The 17635-nt window shown below is 45.6% G+C and carries 13 protein-coding genes; all 13 read left to right on the forward strand.

From position 1 onward, the window contains the following. Positions 1-77 precede the first annotated feature (77 nt). The 13 genes from J699_RS08415 (at position 78) to J699_RS08355 (ending at position 17611) form a co-directional block, all read left to right on the forward strand. The gene (locus J699_RS08415) at positions 78-1136 is read left to right on the forward strand and encodes a pilus assembly protein PilM (protein ID WP_005227665.1); all 1059 of its coding nucleotides are present in this window, start codon (positions 78-80) and stop codon (positions 1134-1136) included. Continuing rightward, a complete protein-coding gene (locus J699_RS08410; RefSeq protein WP_005227663.1) occupies positions 1136-1792 on the forward strand; it encodes a PilN domain-containing protein in 657 nt (218 codons plus the stop codon). Before J699_RS08415 ends, J699_RS08410 begins: the two co-directional genes overlap by 1 nt. Continuing rightward, on the forward strand, positions 1789-2508 hold the full coding sequence (locus tag J699_RS08405) for a type 4a pilus biogenesis protein PilO (protein ID WP_009506583.1): 720 nt from the start codon (positions 1789-1791) through the stop codon (positions 2506-2508). Before J699_RS08410 ends, J699_RS08405 begins: the two co-directional genes overlap by 4 nt. A 3-nt stretch (positions 2509-2511) precedes the next feature. Beyond that, complete coding sequence (locus J699_RS08400) at positions 2512-3039, forward strand: pilus assembly protein PilP (protein WP_005227658.1); 528 nt, start codon at positions 2512-2514, stop codon at positions 3037-3039. 61 nt (positions 3040-3100) lie between these two features. Beyond that, positions 3101-5233, forward strand: a complete 2133-nt coding sequence (gene pilQ, locus J699_RS08395; protein WP_165569305.1) for a type IV pilus secretin PilQ — start codon at positions 3101-3103, stop codon at positions 5231-5233. A gap of 10 nt (positions 5234-5243) precedes the next feature. Further along, a complete protein-coding gene (aroK, locus tag J699_RS08390) occupies positions 5244-5813 on the forward strand; it encodes a shikimate kinase AroK (protein ID WP_104021896.1) in 570 nt (189 codons plus the stop codon). 19 nt (positions 5814-5832) lie between these two features. Continuing rightward, positions 5833-6915, forward strand: a complete 1083-nt coding sequence (gene aroB, locus J699_RS08385; RefSeq protein WP_005282683.1) for a 3-dehydroquinate synthase — start codon at positions 5833-5835, stop codon at positions 6913-6915. 19 nt (positions 6916-6934) lie between these two features. After that, positions 6935-7792, forward strand: a complete 858-nt coding sequence (locus tag J699_RS08380) for a hypothetical protein (RefSeq protein WP_032868553.1) — start codon at positions 6935-6937, stop codon at positions 7790-7792. A 461-nt stretch (positions 7793-8253) separates the two neighbouring features. After that, positions 8254-12735, forward strand: a complete 4482-nt coding sequence (gltB, locus tag J699_RS08375; RefSeq protein WP_171076940.1) for a glutamate synthase large subunit — start codon at positions 8254-8256, stop codon at positions 12733-12735. Positions 12736-12806: 71 nt separating this feature from the next. Continuing rightward, entirely contained in the window at positions 12807-14228 is a 1422-nt protein-coding gene (locus J699_RS08370) for an FAD-dependent oxidoreductase (protein WP_004776047.1), read from the forward strand. Positions 14229-14427: 199 nt separating this feature from the next. Next, positions 14428-15837 (forward strand): MFS transporter, encoded by a 1410-nt coding sequence (locus tag J699_RS08365; RefSeq protein WP_032868556.1) that lies wholly within the window; start codon positions 14428-14430, stop codon positions 15835-15837. A gap of 114 nt (positions 15838-15951) precedes the next feature. Beyond that, positions 15952-16842: a metal-dependent hydrolase gene (locus tag J699_RS08360; protein WP_032868557.1), complete on the forward strand. Its 891-nt coding sequence runs from the start codon at positions 15952-15954 to the stop codon at positions 16840-16842. Between the two features lie 178 nt (positions 16843-17020). Continuing rightward, the gene (locus J699_RS08355; protein ID WP_032868558.1) at positions 17021-17611 is read left to right on the forward strand and encodes a LemA family protein; all 591 of its coding nucleotides are present in this window, start codon (positions 17021-17023) and stop codon (positions 17609-17611) included. Positions 17612-17635 lie beyond the last annotated feature (24 nt).

The following is a 17635-nucleotide window of genomic DNA, read 5'->3' on the forward strand; positions in this document are numbered from 1 at the left end:
TATCCGTATCAATTAAAGACCAAAACAAAATTAGTATGTTGTATTTTTGGGGATAAAAAAATAAATAGGAAAGTACTGTGCTCAGGTTATATCGTAAACCAAATAAGGGGTTAGTGGGTGTCGATATTAGTTCGACAACTGTTAAGTTATTGGAGCTCTCTGTAAAGAACGGTAGATATTGGGTTGAAAGTTATGCGGTGATGCCATTACCTGAAAACAGTGTAGTGGAAAAAAGCATTCTGAACCCAGAGGCGGTGGGGGATGCGTTAGAGAGAGTGGTGAACCTTGCCAATCCTCACACCACCAATGTTGCAATCGCAGTGCCTACATCTATGGTCATTAACAAGATCATAGAAATGGATGCTGACATGTCGGATGAGGAACGTGAAGTTCAGATCCGTATGGACGCTGAGCAATACATTCCGTTCCCATTAGATGAAGTGAGTCTGGATTTTGAAGTTTTACCGGATCGTTTGGCCAATCCAAACCGGGTAAACGTCCTGCTCGTGGCAACACGGACAGAAAATGTAGACACGCGCGTCGAAGTGCTTGAGCTGGCTGGCCTCACCGCGAAAATTGCAGAAGTGGAAAGTTACGCCATGGAGCGTGCTTTCAGTGTCTTTGCCGATACCTTGCCGATGGGTGCCAATACCGTGGGTATTCTGGATATCGGGCATACCATGACCACGCTGTCTGTAATGCAGAAAGGCAAAATTATCTATACCCGTGAGCAAGTGTTTGGTGGTCGTCAACTGACTCAGGATGTACAAAGTCGCTATGGCTTGTCTTTTGAGGAAGCCGGTCGTGCCAAAAAAGAAAGAACCCTGCCGGACGATTATGATACCGAGGTGCTTGAGCCTTTCCTTGATGCCGTTGTTCAGCAAGCGGCACGTTCACTGCAGTTCTTCTTTTCATCCTCTCAGTTTAATGAGATTGATCATATTCTGCTTGCTGGCGGGAATGCCAATATTCCTGGTCTGGCCAAGCTATTACAACAAAAGCTCGGTTACCGGGTGACCATTGCCAATCCATTTTTACAAATGGGTTTTTCTCCCCAAATTGATATTAAAAAAATTGAAAATGATGCCTCTTCATTAATGGTGGCATGCGGTTTGGCAATGAGGAGTTTTGATTAATGGCAAAGATTAACTTACTCCCTTGGCGTGATGAGCTAAGAGAACAACGAAAGAAACAGTTTGTCGCTTTTTGTGTTGGGGTTGCTGCATTAGGGGTTGCTTCGGTCTTTTCAGGCTGGATGTATTTTGATCATAAACTCAGTGATCAGGAACAGGCCAATCAGCTGATTGTGAGTACCAACCAGAATCTGGATACTCAACTGAAAGCACTGGATGGCTTGCAAGAACGCCGTAATGCGATTATTGAGCGTATGAAGCTGATTCAGGGTTTACAGGGACAGCGTCCGGTTACCGTGCGTCTGGTGGATGAACTGGTCCGGGTCACACCACCGACCATGTATTTAACCAAGTTCACACGCACCGGTGATAAATTCACCATTGAAGGAAAAGCAGAAAGCCCGAATACCGTGGCTGAGCTGTTGCGCAACCTGGAAGCTTCGCCATGGTATCGCAATGCCTTCATGAATTCATTCCTGGCAGTGGATGAAGATAAAAACAAAGATAAAGCAGCAAGTTCGCTGGTTCCTCGGGTTGAGGAAAATTATGGCAGTTTTATTGTCACTGTCGATTTGGGTGAAATTGGTACAACGGCTGAAGCTGCACCCGCATCAGAACAGGCAGCATCAGGGGTAGTAGCAGTGGGGGCCGCGAAATGAACCAAGATGAATTGAATCAAGACAGCGTTGCGGTCAAGAAAAAGAAAATGACGGTCGAGCAGTTCTTCCAGCAATTTAATACGCTGGATATGAACAATTACGGCAGTTGGCCTTTATCTGTCAAAATTACCTGCTGGATTTTTGTGTTTCTAGCCGTGCTGGCGCTGGGTTATTTTGTGGTGATTAAATCTCAGCTCGAAGCGATTGAAAATGCTCAGGCCCAGGAACAAAGCTTGCTCAATGAGTTTAGAGAAAAAGATTCCAAGCTGCGTAACTTGCAGCAATATCAAGCGCAACTGCAAGAAATGGAAGCGAACTTTAATCAACAATTAGAGCAACTGCCAAAAGAGACAGAAATTCCAAGTCTGGTTGAAGACATTAACCTGACCGGAGTGAATTCGGGTCTGAAATTTAAAAATATCCGTCTGGAAAATGAAGTCAAGCAAGAGTTCTTTATTGAGCAACCGATCAGTATTGACGCAACTGGTGACTACCATGCCTTTGGTGCATTTGTTACCGGTATTGCGGCTTTGCCTCGTATTGTTACCTTGCATGACTTTACCGTAGAAGCAAAAGAGGATACCCAGAAAAAATCGGATATTCCGGTGGTGAATTATACCGTGAAAGCCAAAACCTACCGCTATGTAGGGGCGGATGATCAGGCCAATGCCGCTGCGGCAGCGACAAATAATCCACCTGCTGCAGGAGGAAAATAAGCCATGAATAATTATAAATTACTACTGAGCTTGTTGCTTGGATTGGGGCTGGTGGGATGTGATTCGCGTATTGATGCAGTCAACCAGAAGATGGCTGAAATTCGCAATCAGCCGCCTTTACCGATTGAGCCTGCACCGGTATTTACACCTGTACCTTTATTTAACTATTCGGCGCATCAGCTGAAAAGCCCGTTTATGCCAAGCTCTTTGGCGGCCGAGTTAAAGATTATGGCCGGTAAACGTGTATATCCGAACTTCAATCGTCAGCCACAACCACTAGAGAGCTATGCCCTCGAATCCTTAAATATGAAGGGCAGCATGCGGGGTAGAACCAATGCCACCATTGCTCTAATTCAAACGCCGGATGGACAAATCGAGCGCGTACAAGTGGGGAGTTATTTGGGGATGAATCAGGGGCGCATCATTAAAATTAGCCCGACGCAGATAGATTTGGTGGAAATCGTACCGGATGGACGAGAAGGTTATGTGGAAAGACCGCGAACACTCGTTCTGATCGGACCAGCACCATAAGATTAAAGGAATAACAATGAAAAAACAGTTTAAAGATTCTTTATTTGGGGAAGCGAAGACCATGAATCATGCATTCCGTCAATTTTCTATGGCTGCGATTACGCTTGCAGTGATGCAGGTGGCTTCGGCACAAGTCAGCATGACCAACATTGTGCCGATGAATTTGGCTGAACAAGGGACCGAGATCCGTGTCATGTTTAACGGGTTCCCGCCGCAGCCACAAGCTTATCAGCTGGAACAGCCTGCCCGCTTGATTCTGGATTTTGATAAGGCACAACAGAGTTTAAAACAGACCTCTATTCCTGTATCTACCAATGAAGCAAGCTCTGTTGAGGTTGCGGCAGATGATCAGCGTTCCCGCGTGATTGTAAATTTAAAAGATGCAGGCGCCTTTACCACCCGTGTTGAAGGCAATACTTTTGTACTGAAAATCAATTCAGCCAAACCTGCTATGGCAACCCCAGTCGCTGCTGTTCGTCAGGTTCAACAAGGGATTTCCAATATTGGTTTCCAGCGTGGCAACCAGGGTGAAGGTCTGGTGGTGATTGATTTGCTTGGCAATAACACGCCAGTCGATGTGCAACAGCAAGGCAGTAAAATTGTTGTGCGGACCATGGGCAATAAAATCCCGACCCATTTGGCGCGTCGTTTAAATACCAATGACTTTGCAACACCTGTTGCCAGTATCGATGCCTATAACGATAAAGGCAATGGCGTGGTAACGATTCAGTCTGCAGGTAGCTATGAATATATGGCCTATCAGGCAGAGAATAAACTGACTATCAGTTTAAAGCGTCCTGAAGATAAATCGCCAACCAAGGCCAAGACCCAAACCTATACCGGCAATAAGATTTCTCTAGATTTCCAGGATATTGAAGTACGTCGTGTCTTGCAGCTACTGGCTGACTTTACCGGTATCAATATGGTGGCGGCAGATACCGTACAGGGCAACATCACCTTACGTCTTAAAGATGTGCCATGGGATCAGGCTCTGGATATTGTTCTGAAAACCAAGAATCTGGACAAGCGTCGTAATGGCAATGTGATCTGGATTGCACCGGTTTCAGAACTGATTAAGGCAGAGGAAGAAGAAGCCAAAGCGCAGGCGCAAAGCGTGAAACTGGCGCCGCTGCAAACCGAATATATTACTTTAAGCTATGCAAAAGCAGCCGATATTGAAAAGCTGATTACTCAAGGCAAAAATGCGAGTACAGGGAATGGTAATTCTTCCGGCTCAATCAGCAATGATACTTTGGCGGGTGGCTTGTTAAGTCCACGCGGAACCATCTCGATTGATCCGCGGACCAATACCTTAATCGTGAATGATACTTCACAGAAGATTGACCAGATCCGTAAGATGGTTGACCTGCTGGATGTGTCGGTGAAACAGGTGATGATTGAAGCACGTATTGTCAGTGCCAGTACCGATTTCACCAAAGAGATGGGGGTGAAATGGGGTATCCTATCGCAGGGGATTACTAAAAATAATGACCTATTGGTCGGTGGTAGCGATACAACCCTATGGAACTTAAGAAAGCCTGAGAAAGATAGTGATACAGGGGGCTGGAAATATGAAATTGAACGCCCGGATAACCTGAATGTCGACTTGGGTGCAGTTACCCCTGGGGCAAGCCGTATTGCCTTTGGCTTGATCAGTCTTTCTGACTTTATGCTGGATCTGGAACTTTCAGCAGTACAGGCCGATGGTTATGGTGAAGTGATTTCGACACCGAAAGTCATGACCGCAGACAAGCAGGCAGCCAAAATTGAATCAGGTAAGAAAATTCCGTACACCTCCTCTTCTGGCGGTGGTGCGAATGCGGTGCCTAAAACAGAATTTATTGACGCGACCTTGAGTTTGGATGTAACGCCAAGCATTACCCCAGACGGTAAGGTGATGATGAAACTGAACATTACCAAAGACTCGCAAAGTACCCCGACCCCGACAGGCCAGCTCACCATCAATAAAAACCAGATTGATACCAATGTACTGGTGGATAATGGTGAAACCGTGGTGCTTGGCGGTATTTTTGAGCAGGAAAATATCAGTTCTCAGGTCAAAGTGCCGTTCCTCGGTGACTTGCCTTATGTCGGGCGTTTATTCCGCCGTGACCTAAAAACAGATAATAAACGTGAACTGCTTATTTTTATTACGCCGAGAATTGTTAATGACACTTTGACTAGAAATCATTAATATATTTTCAATAATCGCAATTCATATAGGTGGCGCGTTGCCAAGCAAAGCGTTTGAAACCCTACCAAATATCTATTTGGTAGGGCCAATGGGGGCAGGAAAAACAACAGTTGGCCGGCATTTAGCAGAATTGCTAGGCCGTGATTTTATTGATAGCGATCATGAAATCGAACGTAAAACAGGTGCCACAATTCCATGGATTTTTGAAAAAGAAGGGGAAGTCGGATTTCGGTTACGCGAAACCAATGTATTGAATGACTTAACCTCTCGTCCATTATTGGTATTGGCTACAGGCGGTGGCGCAGTCACCCAAGTCAAAAACCGGGAATTTCTTAAACAGCGTGGTATCGTTGTCTATCTTTATACGCCTGTAGAGCTTCAGCTACAGCGCACCTATCGCGATAAAAATCGCCCTCTCTTACAAGTCGAAAATCCAGAGCAAAAACTACGTGACCTATTGGCCCTGCGTGATCCTTTATATCGCGAAGTCGCACATTACGTCATTGAAACAAATCAAGGTGCGGCACGGGATTTGGCACAACGTATCTTGCACGTCATTTTATCTAAACAAGTTAAGTAATCGCTGGTTGGTTGTTATTATGCAAACGTTACATGTTGAGTTGGGTGACCGTCGTTATCCCATATTTATTGGCAGTCATTTAGACCCGAAAACATTGCTTGAACCGTATTTACATGGTCGACAAGTGATGCTGGTGTCTAACTCAACAGTTGCGCCTTTGTATTTACAACATTATATGGATGCCTTGATCCAGCTGGATAAACAGGTTGCGCAATGCATTCTGCCTGATGGTGAGCAATATAAAGATCTTCAGCATTTGAATCTTATTTTTGATGCGTTGCTTGAAGCCGGTTTTAACCGTGACTGTACCGTACTGGCCTTGGGCGGTGGAGTGATTGGCGATATGGCTGGTTTTGCCTCAGCCTGTTTCCAGCGTGGCGTTTATTTTGTGCAGGTGCCGACAACATTATTGTCACAGGTTGACTCAAGTGTTGGTGGCAAGACCGGGATTAATCATCCCTTGGGTAAAAATATGCTGGGAGCTTTCCAGCAGCCACAAGTGGTGCTGGCGGACATGGCGCAGCTGGAGACCTTGCCAGATCGCGAACTGTCTGCGGGACTATCAGAAGTGATTAAATATGCCTTATTGGGTGATGTTGATTTTCTGGTCTGGCTAGAGCAAAACATGGATGGATTGATCGGACGTGATGCAAATTTATTGGCAGAAGCGGTTTATCGCTCATGTGCTCATAAAGCGCGGATTGTGGCCAATGACGAAAAAGAGCAGGGCGAACGTGCCTTATTAAACCTGGGGCATACCTTTGGCCATGCCATAGAATCTTATCTGGGTTACGGCACCTGGTTACATGGCGAAGCGGTGGCGACCGGTATGGTGATGGCAGCAGATTTGTCTCATCGTTTAGGCTGGATTTCAGCCGAAGATGTGCAACGTACAAAAAATATCATTCAACGTGCCAATTTACCGATATCATGTCCAAAAATTCCATTAGATGAATTCTTGGCTTATATGTCGCATGACAAAAAAGTCTTAAACGGTCAATTACGTCTGGTTTTATTGAAAAGCTTGGGTCAGGCCGTCATTACCAAAGACTTTGACGTTGAGCTAATGAAACAATCTATTCTTGCGAATCAATCTGCATAATTAATTATTTGGGTAAAGCATGGCTGTGTCACGATCAATTTGGCAAAATATTCAACAATATAGCTGGCTGGTTTTTGCGCTGGCTTGTTTAATTGCTGCGTTGATATTCTGGGGCGTTACCGATACCAAGGCATTGGTGAAAGAGCAACAGCCCGCTGAAACTGAAGCGCAGGTTCAGATTCAACCGGAAAAAGTGGCGGCGACTGCGCATCTGGGCGCACTCTCGGATGAAGTCAAACCTTTGGATCTGACCACGCGCGTGGTGGTGGCTAATGACCATGCACCTGAATTTCGTGGCACCAAATATATGAAGGACCATCAACGTCAGTGGACCGTGGAAATTTTCCGCAGTTCGGATGAGGCCATTATTAAAAACTTCTTGCTCAATCGTTCAGATCGCAAGAAGTTTGTGTATTTCCGTCTCAGCGGCGAAGATCAGGTTGAGCAATATGTGCTTACTTATGGTGCTTTTTCAAATGCAGAAGAAGCTACCCGTCAATTTGCACAGCTTAATCTGGCGCTGCCTGATTCGGTCAAACCCAAAGCCCAACAACTGTCGACCTATGCTGAATTGGTCAATGATTTGGGCTCTGATGAAATGAAATCGGCGTCCAATCAGCTTTATGCGGTTCAGCTCAGACCTGCGGCATTGCCAAAAGTTGATGAAACCCTGTTAATGAATCGAGCACCAGTAACGAGCAACCGGACGGCTGAATCATCAACCACAGTAAAAACCACGGTGACTCAACGTGATGCACAGGGCAATGTGGTAAATGTCAAACAAAGCCAATCTGCACCTCCAGCACCAGCAAATGCTGAAAAAATAAAAGAAAATTCAGATTCTTCTAAACGCGAAGTCAGCGATCCATTCAATTGATAATGCACTAAAATCGTGCACATATGATTCTTTTTATAGCACCTTGATTATTTTTGGTGCACTTTTCAAATAGGGGCAAGTTGTTTGCCCCTTATAACTTAAAGTTATTTTAATTTTTTTAATGATTTAGTAAACCTAATTTTACATGGCATGTTTTTTGCATCCTTGTGGTGCTAATTTGTCTGCTCATTGCGCCTTTTGAAACTAAATGATTCATTAGTTTCGTGAAATGGAAAGTTTTTGTGCTTTACAAACTTTTTTGAGGGTGTAATAACTGAAAACACTTTAGATGGCGAAATGCACTGCGTCTTGAAAAAGAAAGGCGTATATTGCAAATCCGCCAGTAAAAATGTTTTCGCGAAGCATTGAACTTTAAATGAGTTGATCGGCAATATCGCAGAAAATGAATTGAATGTTTGTTGCTCGAAAGAGCCATGTTGAAAGAAGGGTACGCTATGCACATGCCATCGCCTAATACTGTAGCTCCCGCTCAAGGTTTATATCAGCCTGACGAGTTTAAGGATAACTGTGGTTTTGGTCTGATCGCCCACATGAAGGGTGAATCAAGTCATCATCTTGTAGAAACCGCGATTCACAGTTTAAGTTGCATGACGCACCGTGGTGGTATTGCCGCAGATGGCAAGACGGGAGATGGTTGCGGCTTATTATTGGCGATGCCAAAGCAATTTTTCCGTGATGAAGCAAAAAAACTGAGTGATATTACACTGAGTGAAATTTTTGCTGTGGGTACCGTATTTTTAAATGTAGATCCGGCATTAGCGCAACATTCCAAAAATATTTTAACCAAAGAAATCGAGTCAGATGGTTTGCGCGTACTGGCTTGGCGTGTGGTTCCAACCAATAATGATGTCCTCGGTGAAATTGCGTTGCAATCTCTGCCTGCATTTGAACAGGTCATTGTGAACTGTCCAATGGGGGTAAGTGAGGTTGAGTTTAACCGTAAGCTTTTCCTGGCACGCCGCCGTGCAGAACAACAATTACAAAACGACCCATCATTCTATGTAACCACGCTTTGCTCGACCGTGATCAGCTATAAAGGCTTGATGATGCCGGCTGCGATTGCAGACTTCTATACCGACTTGGCCGATGAGCGTTTAAAATCGCATATTGTGGTGTTCCATCAACGTTTCTCGACCAACACCTTGCCACGTTGGCCTTTGGCGCAACCTTTCCGTTACCTTGCGCACAATGGTGAGATCAATACCATTACTGCAAACCGTAACTGGGCATTGGCACGTACCCCGAAATTTGCAAACCCGTTATTGCCTGGCCTGACTGAGCTGAATCCGATCGTTAACCGGACCGGTTCAGATTCATCAAGTCTGGATAACATGCTTGAAATTCTGGTCGGTGGTGGCATGGATCTGTTCCGTGCACTCCGTATGCTGGTTCCACCTGCATGGCAAAACGTTGAAACTCTGGATGCTGACTTACGTGCTTTCTATGAATTTAACTCGAAGCATATGGAAGCTTGGGATGGTCCGGCAGGTCTGGTGATTCAGGATGGTCGTCATGCGATCTGTATGCTGGATCGTAACGGCTTGCGTCCAGCGCGTTGGGTCATCACCAAGAATGATTACATTACCCTTGCTTCTGAAATCGGGGTATGGGGTTACGAGCCAGAAGATGTGGTGTCTAAAGGCCGTGTCGGTCCGGGGCAAATCCTGGTTGTCGATACCTTGACAGGCAAAGTGCTGGATACCAAGGATGTCAGCAATCACCTCAAGAACATGCGCCCATACCGTGAATGGTTGCGTGATCATGCGATTCGCCTGCAGGCCAATCCACAGCTTGAAGAGCAACTGGTCGATCAAGGCTTAACCGGCGACAAGTTAAAAGCAGCGCAAAAAATGTTCATGGTGACATTTGAAGAGCGCGATCAACTGTTACGTCCGATCGCTGAAAGTGGTCAGGAAGCGGTTGGTTCAATGGGTGATGATACCCCAATGGCGGTATTGTCTCGTCAAGTGCGCCATGTATCTGACTATTTCCGTCAGCAGTTTGCTCAGGTTACCACCCCGCCAATCGATCCACTCCGTGAATCGATCGTGATGTCACTGGAAACCTGTTTAGGTCGTGAACAGAATGTGTTCGAACAAGGCCCGGAACATGCTGACCGTATCATCATTTCCAGCCCAGTCTTGTCTAATTCAAAAATGCAGCAGCTTCGTGATGTAGAAAAAGATCGCGAAGGCTATGGCGTAGTGGATATTGACCTGAACTATGCAGAAGCTGAAGGTTTACAGGCCGCGATTGGGCGTATCTGTGAAGAATCGGCACAGGCGGTTCGTGATGGTAAAACACTGATTGTATTAACCGATAAAAATTTCCGCGAAGGGTATTTGCCTGCAAATGCTGCCTTGGCCACAGGTGCGGTACATCACCATTTGATCAAGACCGGTTTGCGTACTGACGCGAACATTATGGTTGAAACTGGTTTTGCGCGTGATCCACATCAGTTTGCGGTATTACTTGGCTTTGGTGCGACTGCGGTTTATCCATATCTGGCCTATGATGTGATCAATGATCTGGTTGCGAAAGGTGAGCTACTGGGCGATCCAATTCAAGCGCAAGCCAACTTCCGTAAAGGGATTGAGAAAGGCTTACTGAAAGTTCTTTCTAAAATGGGCATCTCGACGGTTGCCTCTTATCGTGGCGGTCAGTTATTTGAAGCAGTGGGTTTATCCTCTGAAGTGGTAGATAAATGTTTCCTTGGCGTGCCAAGCCGTATTCAAGGTGCAACCTTTGCTGACTTGGAAAATGACCAGAAGAAATTGGCGACCACGGCTTGGCAGAACCGTAAGCCGATTGATCAAGGTGGTTTGCTTAAATTCGTATTTGGTAAAGAGTACCATGCGTTTAATCCAGACGTGATCAATGCCTTGCATAAAGCGGTACGTTCAGGCCAATATCAGGACTTTAAAGAATACGCAGAACTGGTGAATAACCGTCCAGTGGCGACCATTCGTGACTTATTCAAGTTAAAAACCACTGCTGGAATTGCGCTTGATCAGGTTGAAACCATTGAAGAGATTCTGCCACGTTTTGACTCTGCGGGTATGTCTTTAGGTGCATTATCACCAGAAGCACATGAAGCAATTGCGATTGCCATGAACACTATTGGTGGCCGTTCTAACTCGGGTGAGGGCGGTGAAGATCCTGCGCGTTATGGCACGATTCGTAACTCGAAAATCAAACAGATTGCATCTGGACGTTTTGGAGTAACGCCTGCCTACCTGACCTCTGCTGAAGTGTTGCAGATCAAAGTGGCACAAGGTGCAAAACCTGGTGAGGGCGGACAGTTACCGGGCGGTAAAGTGAATGGCTTAATTGCACGTTTACGTTACTCGGTGCCGGGTGTGACCCTGATTTCACCACCACCGCACCATGATATTTATTCGATTGAAGATTTATCGCAATTGATCTTTGACTTGAAACAGGTCAATCCTCAAGCCATGGTCTCGGTCAAACTGGTCTCTGAGCCGGGTGTGGGAACCATTGCTGCGGGTGTGGCAAAAGCCTATGCCGACTTCATTACCATTTCAGGTTATGACGGTGGTACTGCGGCATCACCACTGTCATCGATTCATCATGCGGGTTCACCGTGGGAATTGGGTCTAAGCGAAGCGCATCAAGCCCTTCGTGTCAATGACTTGCGTGGCAAGGTTCGTGTACAAACCGATGGTGGTTTGAAAACCGGTCTGGATGTCATCAAGGCGGCTATTTTAGGTGCAGAAAGCTTCGGTTTTGGTTCTACGCCAATGATCGCATTGGGTTGTAAATACCTGCGTATCTGTCACTTGAACAACTGTGCAACCGGTGTTGCAACACAGCAAGATCATTTACGTCAGGAACACTATATTGGTGAACCTGAAATGCTGATCAACTTCTTCAAGTTTATTGCAGAAGAAACCCGTGAATGGTTAGCTGCATTGGGTGTTGCTTCATTGAAAGACTTGATTGGTCGTGTTGATTTGCTTGAAGTTTTACCAGGTGAAACAGACAAACATGCCCATCTTGATCTCAGTGCCTTATTGACCTCACATCCTGCTGCTGAAGGTAAGGCGCAATATTGCCAGGTTCAGGGCAATGCACCATTTGATAAAGGTGTCTTGGCTGAGCAAATGATGGCAGAAATGTTGCCGGCAATTGAAGCGGGTACAGGTGGTTCATTCAACTTCACTGTCGGTAACTGTGACCGTTCGATTGGTGCGCGTATCTCAGGTGAGATTGCACGTCGTTATGGCAATCTGGGGATGGAAAACAATCCAGTGGTCATGAACCTGATCGGTACTGCGGGTCAGTCACTCGGGGTATGGAATGCGGGTGGTTTGCATATCAAGCTTGAAGGTGATGCCAACGACTATGTCGGTAAAGGTATGGCAGGCGGTCGTGTCTCGATCTTCCCACCAAAAGGATCGCCGTTCCAAACCCAAAATACGGCTATTATCGGGAACACCTGCTTATATGGTGCGACTGGCGGTAAAGTCTTTGCTGCGGGAACTGCCGGTGAGCGTTTCGCGGTACGTAACTCAGGTGCATTTGCCGTGATTGAAGGTGCAGGCGATCACTGTTGTGAATACATGACCGGTGGTGTGGTAACCGTCTTAGGTAAAGTGGGCCATAACTTCGGTGCAGGTATGACCGGTGGTTTTGCGTACGTCCTTGACCTTGATAATGATTTTGTCGACTACTATAACCACGAACTGATTGATCTGAATCGTATCTCTACAGAGGCGATGGAAGACCATAAAGAAAACTTACTGCGTATCCTGGATGAACACATTCAGGAAACGGGAAGTGCATGGGCTTACAAGATCCGTAATGAGTTCGACTTCTATAGTCGTAAGTTCTGGCTGGTGAAACCAAAAGCTGCTAATTTACAAACGCTTTTGAAAACCACCCAAGCTGATCCACAATAATTCCACGACTGCATAGACATAGGCAGGTGCAGAGATGAGGGACATCGCTGCGCCTACCCACGGAGAGAGACATGGCAGAGCGCCTTAATAATGACTTTCAATTTCTGGATGTAGCACGCCAAGATCCAGAGAAAAAAGATATTACTGTCCGCAAGGCAGAGTTTGTGGAAATTTATAAACCTTTTACTGCGGAAGTGGCTGCGAATCAGACCCATCGCTGTTTAGGGTGTGGTAACCCTTATTGTGAATGGAAATGTCCGGTACATAACTACATTCCAAACTGGTTAAAACTGATTGCAGAAGGCCAGATTTTTCAGGCCGCTGAACTGTGCCATCAAACCAACACCTTGCCGGAAGTCTGTGGTCGTGTATGCCCGCAAGACCGTTTGTGTGAGGGTGCCTGTACCTTAAACGATGGTTTTGGTGCAGTGACCATTGGTAATGCTGAAAAATATATTAATGATACCGCTTTTGCTTTGGGCTGGCGTCCAGACATGTCTGGCGTTAAGTGGACCAATAAAAAAGTCGCGATCATTGGTGCAGGCCCAGCTGGCTTAGGCTGTGCGGATATTCTGGCGCGTGGTGGCGTAAAGCCAGTGGTGTTTGATAAACGCCCTGAAATTGGCGGTTTGCTCACATTCGGTATTCCAGAATTTAAAATGGAAAAAGATGTGATGAAGCGTCGTCGCGAAATCTTCACGGGGATGGGCATTGAGTTCCGTTTAAATACCGAGATTGGCGTTGATGTCACTATTGAACAATTGCTGGCTGAATACGATGCAGTGTTCATGGGCATGGGAACCTATACCTATATGAAAGGTGGTTTCCCGGGTGAAGACCTGAATGGTGTTTACGATGCATTAGATTTCCTGATTGCCAATGTCAACCGTTGCCAAGGCTGGGAAAAAGATCCAAGCGAATACATCAGTGTTGATGGCAAGAAAGTCATCGTATTGGGCGGTGGTGATACTGCGATGGACTGTAACCGTACTTCATTACGCCAAGGTGCACATGATGTGACCTGTGCATATCGTCGTGACGAAAGCAACATGCCGGGTTCTGCACGTGAAGTGAAGAATGCTTATGAAGAGGGCGTCAAATTCCTGTTCAACCGTCAACCGATCGAGATTGTCGGTGAAAACGGTAAAGTGACTGGCGTTAAAGTCGTGACCACGCAAATGGGCGAGCCTGATAGCCGTGGCCGTCGTAGCCCTGAGCCTGTTCCTGGTTCTGAAGAAATCTTGCCTGCAGACGCAGTGTTGCTTGCCTTTGGTTTCCGCCCAAGTCCTGCAGACTGGTTTGGTGGCGCCAATGTAAGTCTAGATGGTTCAGGCCGAGTGGTTGCGGCAGAACAGCAAGAATTCAAGTTCCAGACTTCGAATCCAAAAATCTTTGCCGGTGGCGATATGGTACGTGGTTCTGATCTGGTTGTGACTGCGATCTGGGAAGGCCGACAAGCAGCGGAAGGTATTCTGGATTATCTTGGCGTGTAAGCTCTTTTTTAGTATTTAAGTTTTAAATGCCCAAGCCTCATGCTTGGGCATTTTTTTATATGAATTAAAGGGGTTGGATAAAAGCGATGGATAGTCAGCATCTATGCAATAAGCAGAATAATGAAAAGACTTGAATAAAAGCGCAATAAATTGTTATTCTTTAAATGATAATAATTCTCATTTTAAAGTAGATAAAATAATGACATCAAAACTTAATGACAGGCTGTTAATTGCCGCACTGTATACCAGTACTTTTCTCTGTCTGGTCGATTTGAGCAGTGTCAATCTGGCTTTAGCTGCAATCCAGACACAGTTCAATAGCCAGCTTGCCGATTTACAATGGGTGATTGATAGTTATGCTTTGAGCATGTCGAGCTTGATGCTCGCGGTGGGGGCGTTAAGCCAGTGGCTAGGACGTAAACGATTATGGTTGGCTGGTGTCGTGATTTTTATTTTCGGCTCGGTGATTTGTGCGGCAGCACCTGCTTTTAACGTATTGATTGTGGGACGCGTAATTCAGGGCATTGCAGGGGCGATGCTGATTCCCCTGACTTTGGCGATCATTGTGCATCATTTTATCCAAGTTGATCGTAAGGCACGAGAAATTGGCAACTGGAGTTCATTTAGTGCCTTTGCCTTGATTGTTGGGCCCTTGATGGGCGGCCTCATGGTGCATTATCTGGGCTGGCAAAGTATTTTCTGGTTAAATCTTCCGGTTGGATTGCTGGCATTGTTTTTAGGCTGGAAAGGTATTGTTGCCGATGAGCATCAGCAAAGCATAAGGTTTGACTATTTAGGACTGATTTATAGTGTAGTTGCAATTGCCAGCTTAACTTATAGCATCATCATGGTACAGCAAGCACATATTGGCTATCTGATCATCTTTAGTTTCCTGCTTTCGATGGTGTTTGCGCTGATTTTTATTCGACATCAGAACACGGCTTCGCATCCGCTCATACCACGTCATTTATTCCATAACCGTATTTTTTTACGTTTTAATCTGATCTCCTTTCTATTGGGATTTGCAGGCTATAGTTCCTTATTTGTTTTTGCCCTGTTTTATCAGGAGCAGGTGCATTTAAGCGCGGCCCAGGCGGGTTGGTTGATCGCCCCGCAATTTCTGATGCAGGCGGTGGTTTCTATTGGCTTTGGTCGCTTACAGCAAAGTTATGGCGTATTGCCCTTACTCAAAATGGGGTTGTTCATTTCGGGTATCGCCTTGATCGCGATGATCAGTTTCCAGAGTAACGCTTCTTATCTGCTGTTTATTGGTTTAAGCGGCATGCTGGGAGCAGGTATTGGCTTGATTGTACCCAGTTCCAGTACCTTGAGCTTGCATGCCGTATCGCAGGCAGATGCCAGTTTTGCTGCGGCAATTTTAAATATGCTTAGACAACTAGGTCTAACTTTCGGTATTGCAGTATTGGGTACGCTGACTGCGTTTATGATCAAATGGGCGGTGACAAGCTTGCATTATTCTATGGCTCAAGCCCAGTTATTAGCTTTTCACAGTGTGGTCGCCATCATGGGGGGACTGTTTATTATAGGCATGCTGAGCTTGAGAAAAATTAAACCAGAAGAATATGGCGGGCCTGTTTCATCGTCATAGACCAGTCATCATTTTGGTAGTTTTGGCAAATCTTCTAAGCTTTTTTGCCCTGTCCTAGAGTTTTTTACAGCGCAATACTCCAAGACGGACTATAAAATGAACAAGGTAATCGCGATGGCACTTGCAAATGCGAATGTAGGAAAAAGCTATTTAAATCGTCCCAAGGCATTGGGGATTACTGTACGTCGTCTGCAATTTAACCCAGAAAAAATCAAACGTCATTATTTTGCCAATTCACCGGTGATGTCGCATCTGCTGACCGCACTGTCTTCCACTTTCCCGATTGGTGAGCAGTATTTTGTTAATAGTGTCCGCAATGTTCGCGACAAAGTAAAAGATCCCCAATTACAGGCACAAATTGCGGCTTTTATCGGGCAAGAAGCGATGCACTCCAAGGCCCATACCGAATTTAATGATGCATGGCGACGCGATGACTATAATCTAGACCGTTTTCAGGCGTGGCTGGCAAAACGCGATGAGCTGCTTCGTAATATTCATCCTAAATTACAGCTGGCCTTGACCTGTGCCTTTGAACATTTTACTGCCATGCTGGGCGGCTATATCCTGAAACATCCAGAAATTTTAAGTACGCTGGATGAGGATGCCATGAAATTGTGGGTATGGCATGCGATTGAGGAAATTGAGCATCGTTCGGTGGCTTTCGATGTCTATCAGCAAGTCTATGGTGATGACCGTATCCGCCGTCTATTGATGCGTAGCGTGACTACGGGCTTTGCCAGCCTGACTTTTTACGCCACGTCGCGGCTGATCTGGCAGGACAAATGGAAAAGTCTGCCTAAACTGGGGGGGAATCTGTTCGGAACCTATTTACTGGCGAAAATGTTAATCCAACTGATTCCAGAATATTTGTCCTATTATCAGGCGGATTTTCATCCCGCAAAACATGATTACACGCAGTTGGTCAATTACTGGAAGGCACGTATGGCGGATGAGTATGACATGGTCAGCTTTCAGGAGGGCGCCCCACCCCAGTTGTATAGTTAAATTCCCTCTTAAAATAAAGTTTGCTTAGCGCGGCATTACATCAACAGGCTTGAGTAATGCCTTTTTTATTTAAACAGTCTCATTCATCAACTTTAATAAATGTTACACAGCAGGCAAAAAAATCCCATTACAATGAACTAACGCAAAAATATAAAGAAAAACTTGAGGATAAATTTTTATGAAAGTCATGAAAAAAACCGCACTGGCAACCGTATTGGCAAGCACGCTTCTGTTCACAGGGTGTGGCTATAACACTTTACAAGTGAAAGATGAGGCGGTGAACGCATCCTGGTCTGAGGTACAGAACCAATATCAACGCCGTGCTGACCTGGTGCCAAATCTGGTCAATGTGGTGAAAGGTTATGCCAAACACGAAGAACAGGTGCTCACTGAAGTAACGCAGGCACGTTCGAATGTGGCGGGCTTGAAAGTTGATAAAGAAGTGCTGGAAGATCCTGCATTATTTGAGAAATACCAACAGGCGCAAAGTCAATTGACCGGTGCATTGTCACGTCTGATCGCAGTTTCGGAAAACTATCCTGATCTGAAAGCCAATGAACAGTTCCGTGACCTTCAAGCGCAGCTTGAAGGCACTGAAAACCGTATTGCGGTTGCGCGTAACCGTTATATTACAACGGTTCAGGACTATAACGGCTATGTGCGTCAATTCCCTCAAGCCTTGACCGCTAAAGTGATTGGCATGAAAACCAAGGAAAACTTCAAGGCGGAACAGTCTGCCCAACAGGCGCCAACAGTTTCATTTAATTAAGTTCTGAAATTGTTTTGAATGCTG

It is taken from the genome of Acinetobacter sp. 1000160 (assembly GCF_000588715.1).
GTDB lineage: Bacteria > Pseudomonadota > Gammaproteobacteria > Pseudomonadales > Moraxellaceae > Acinetobacter > Acinetobacter courvalinii.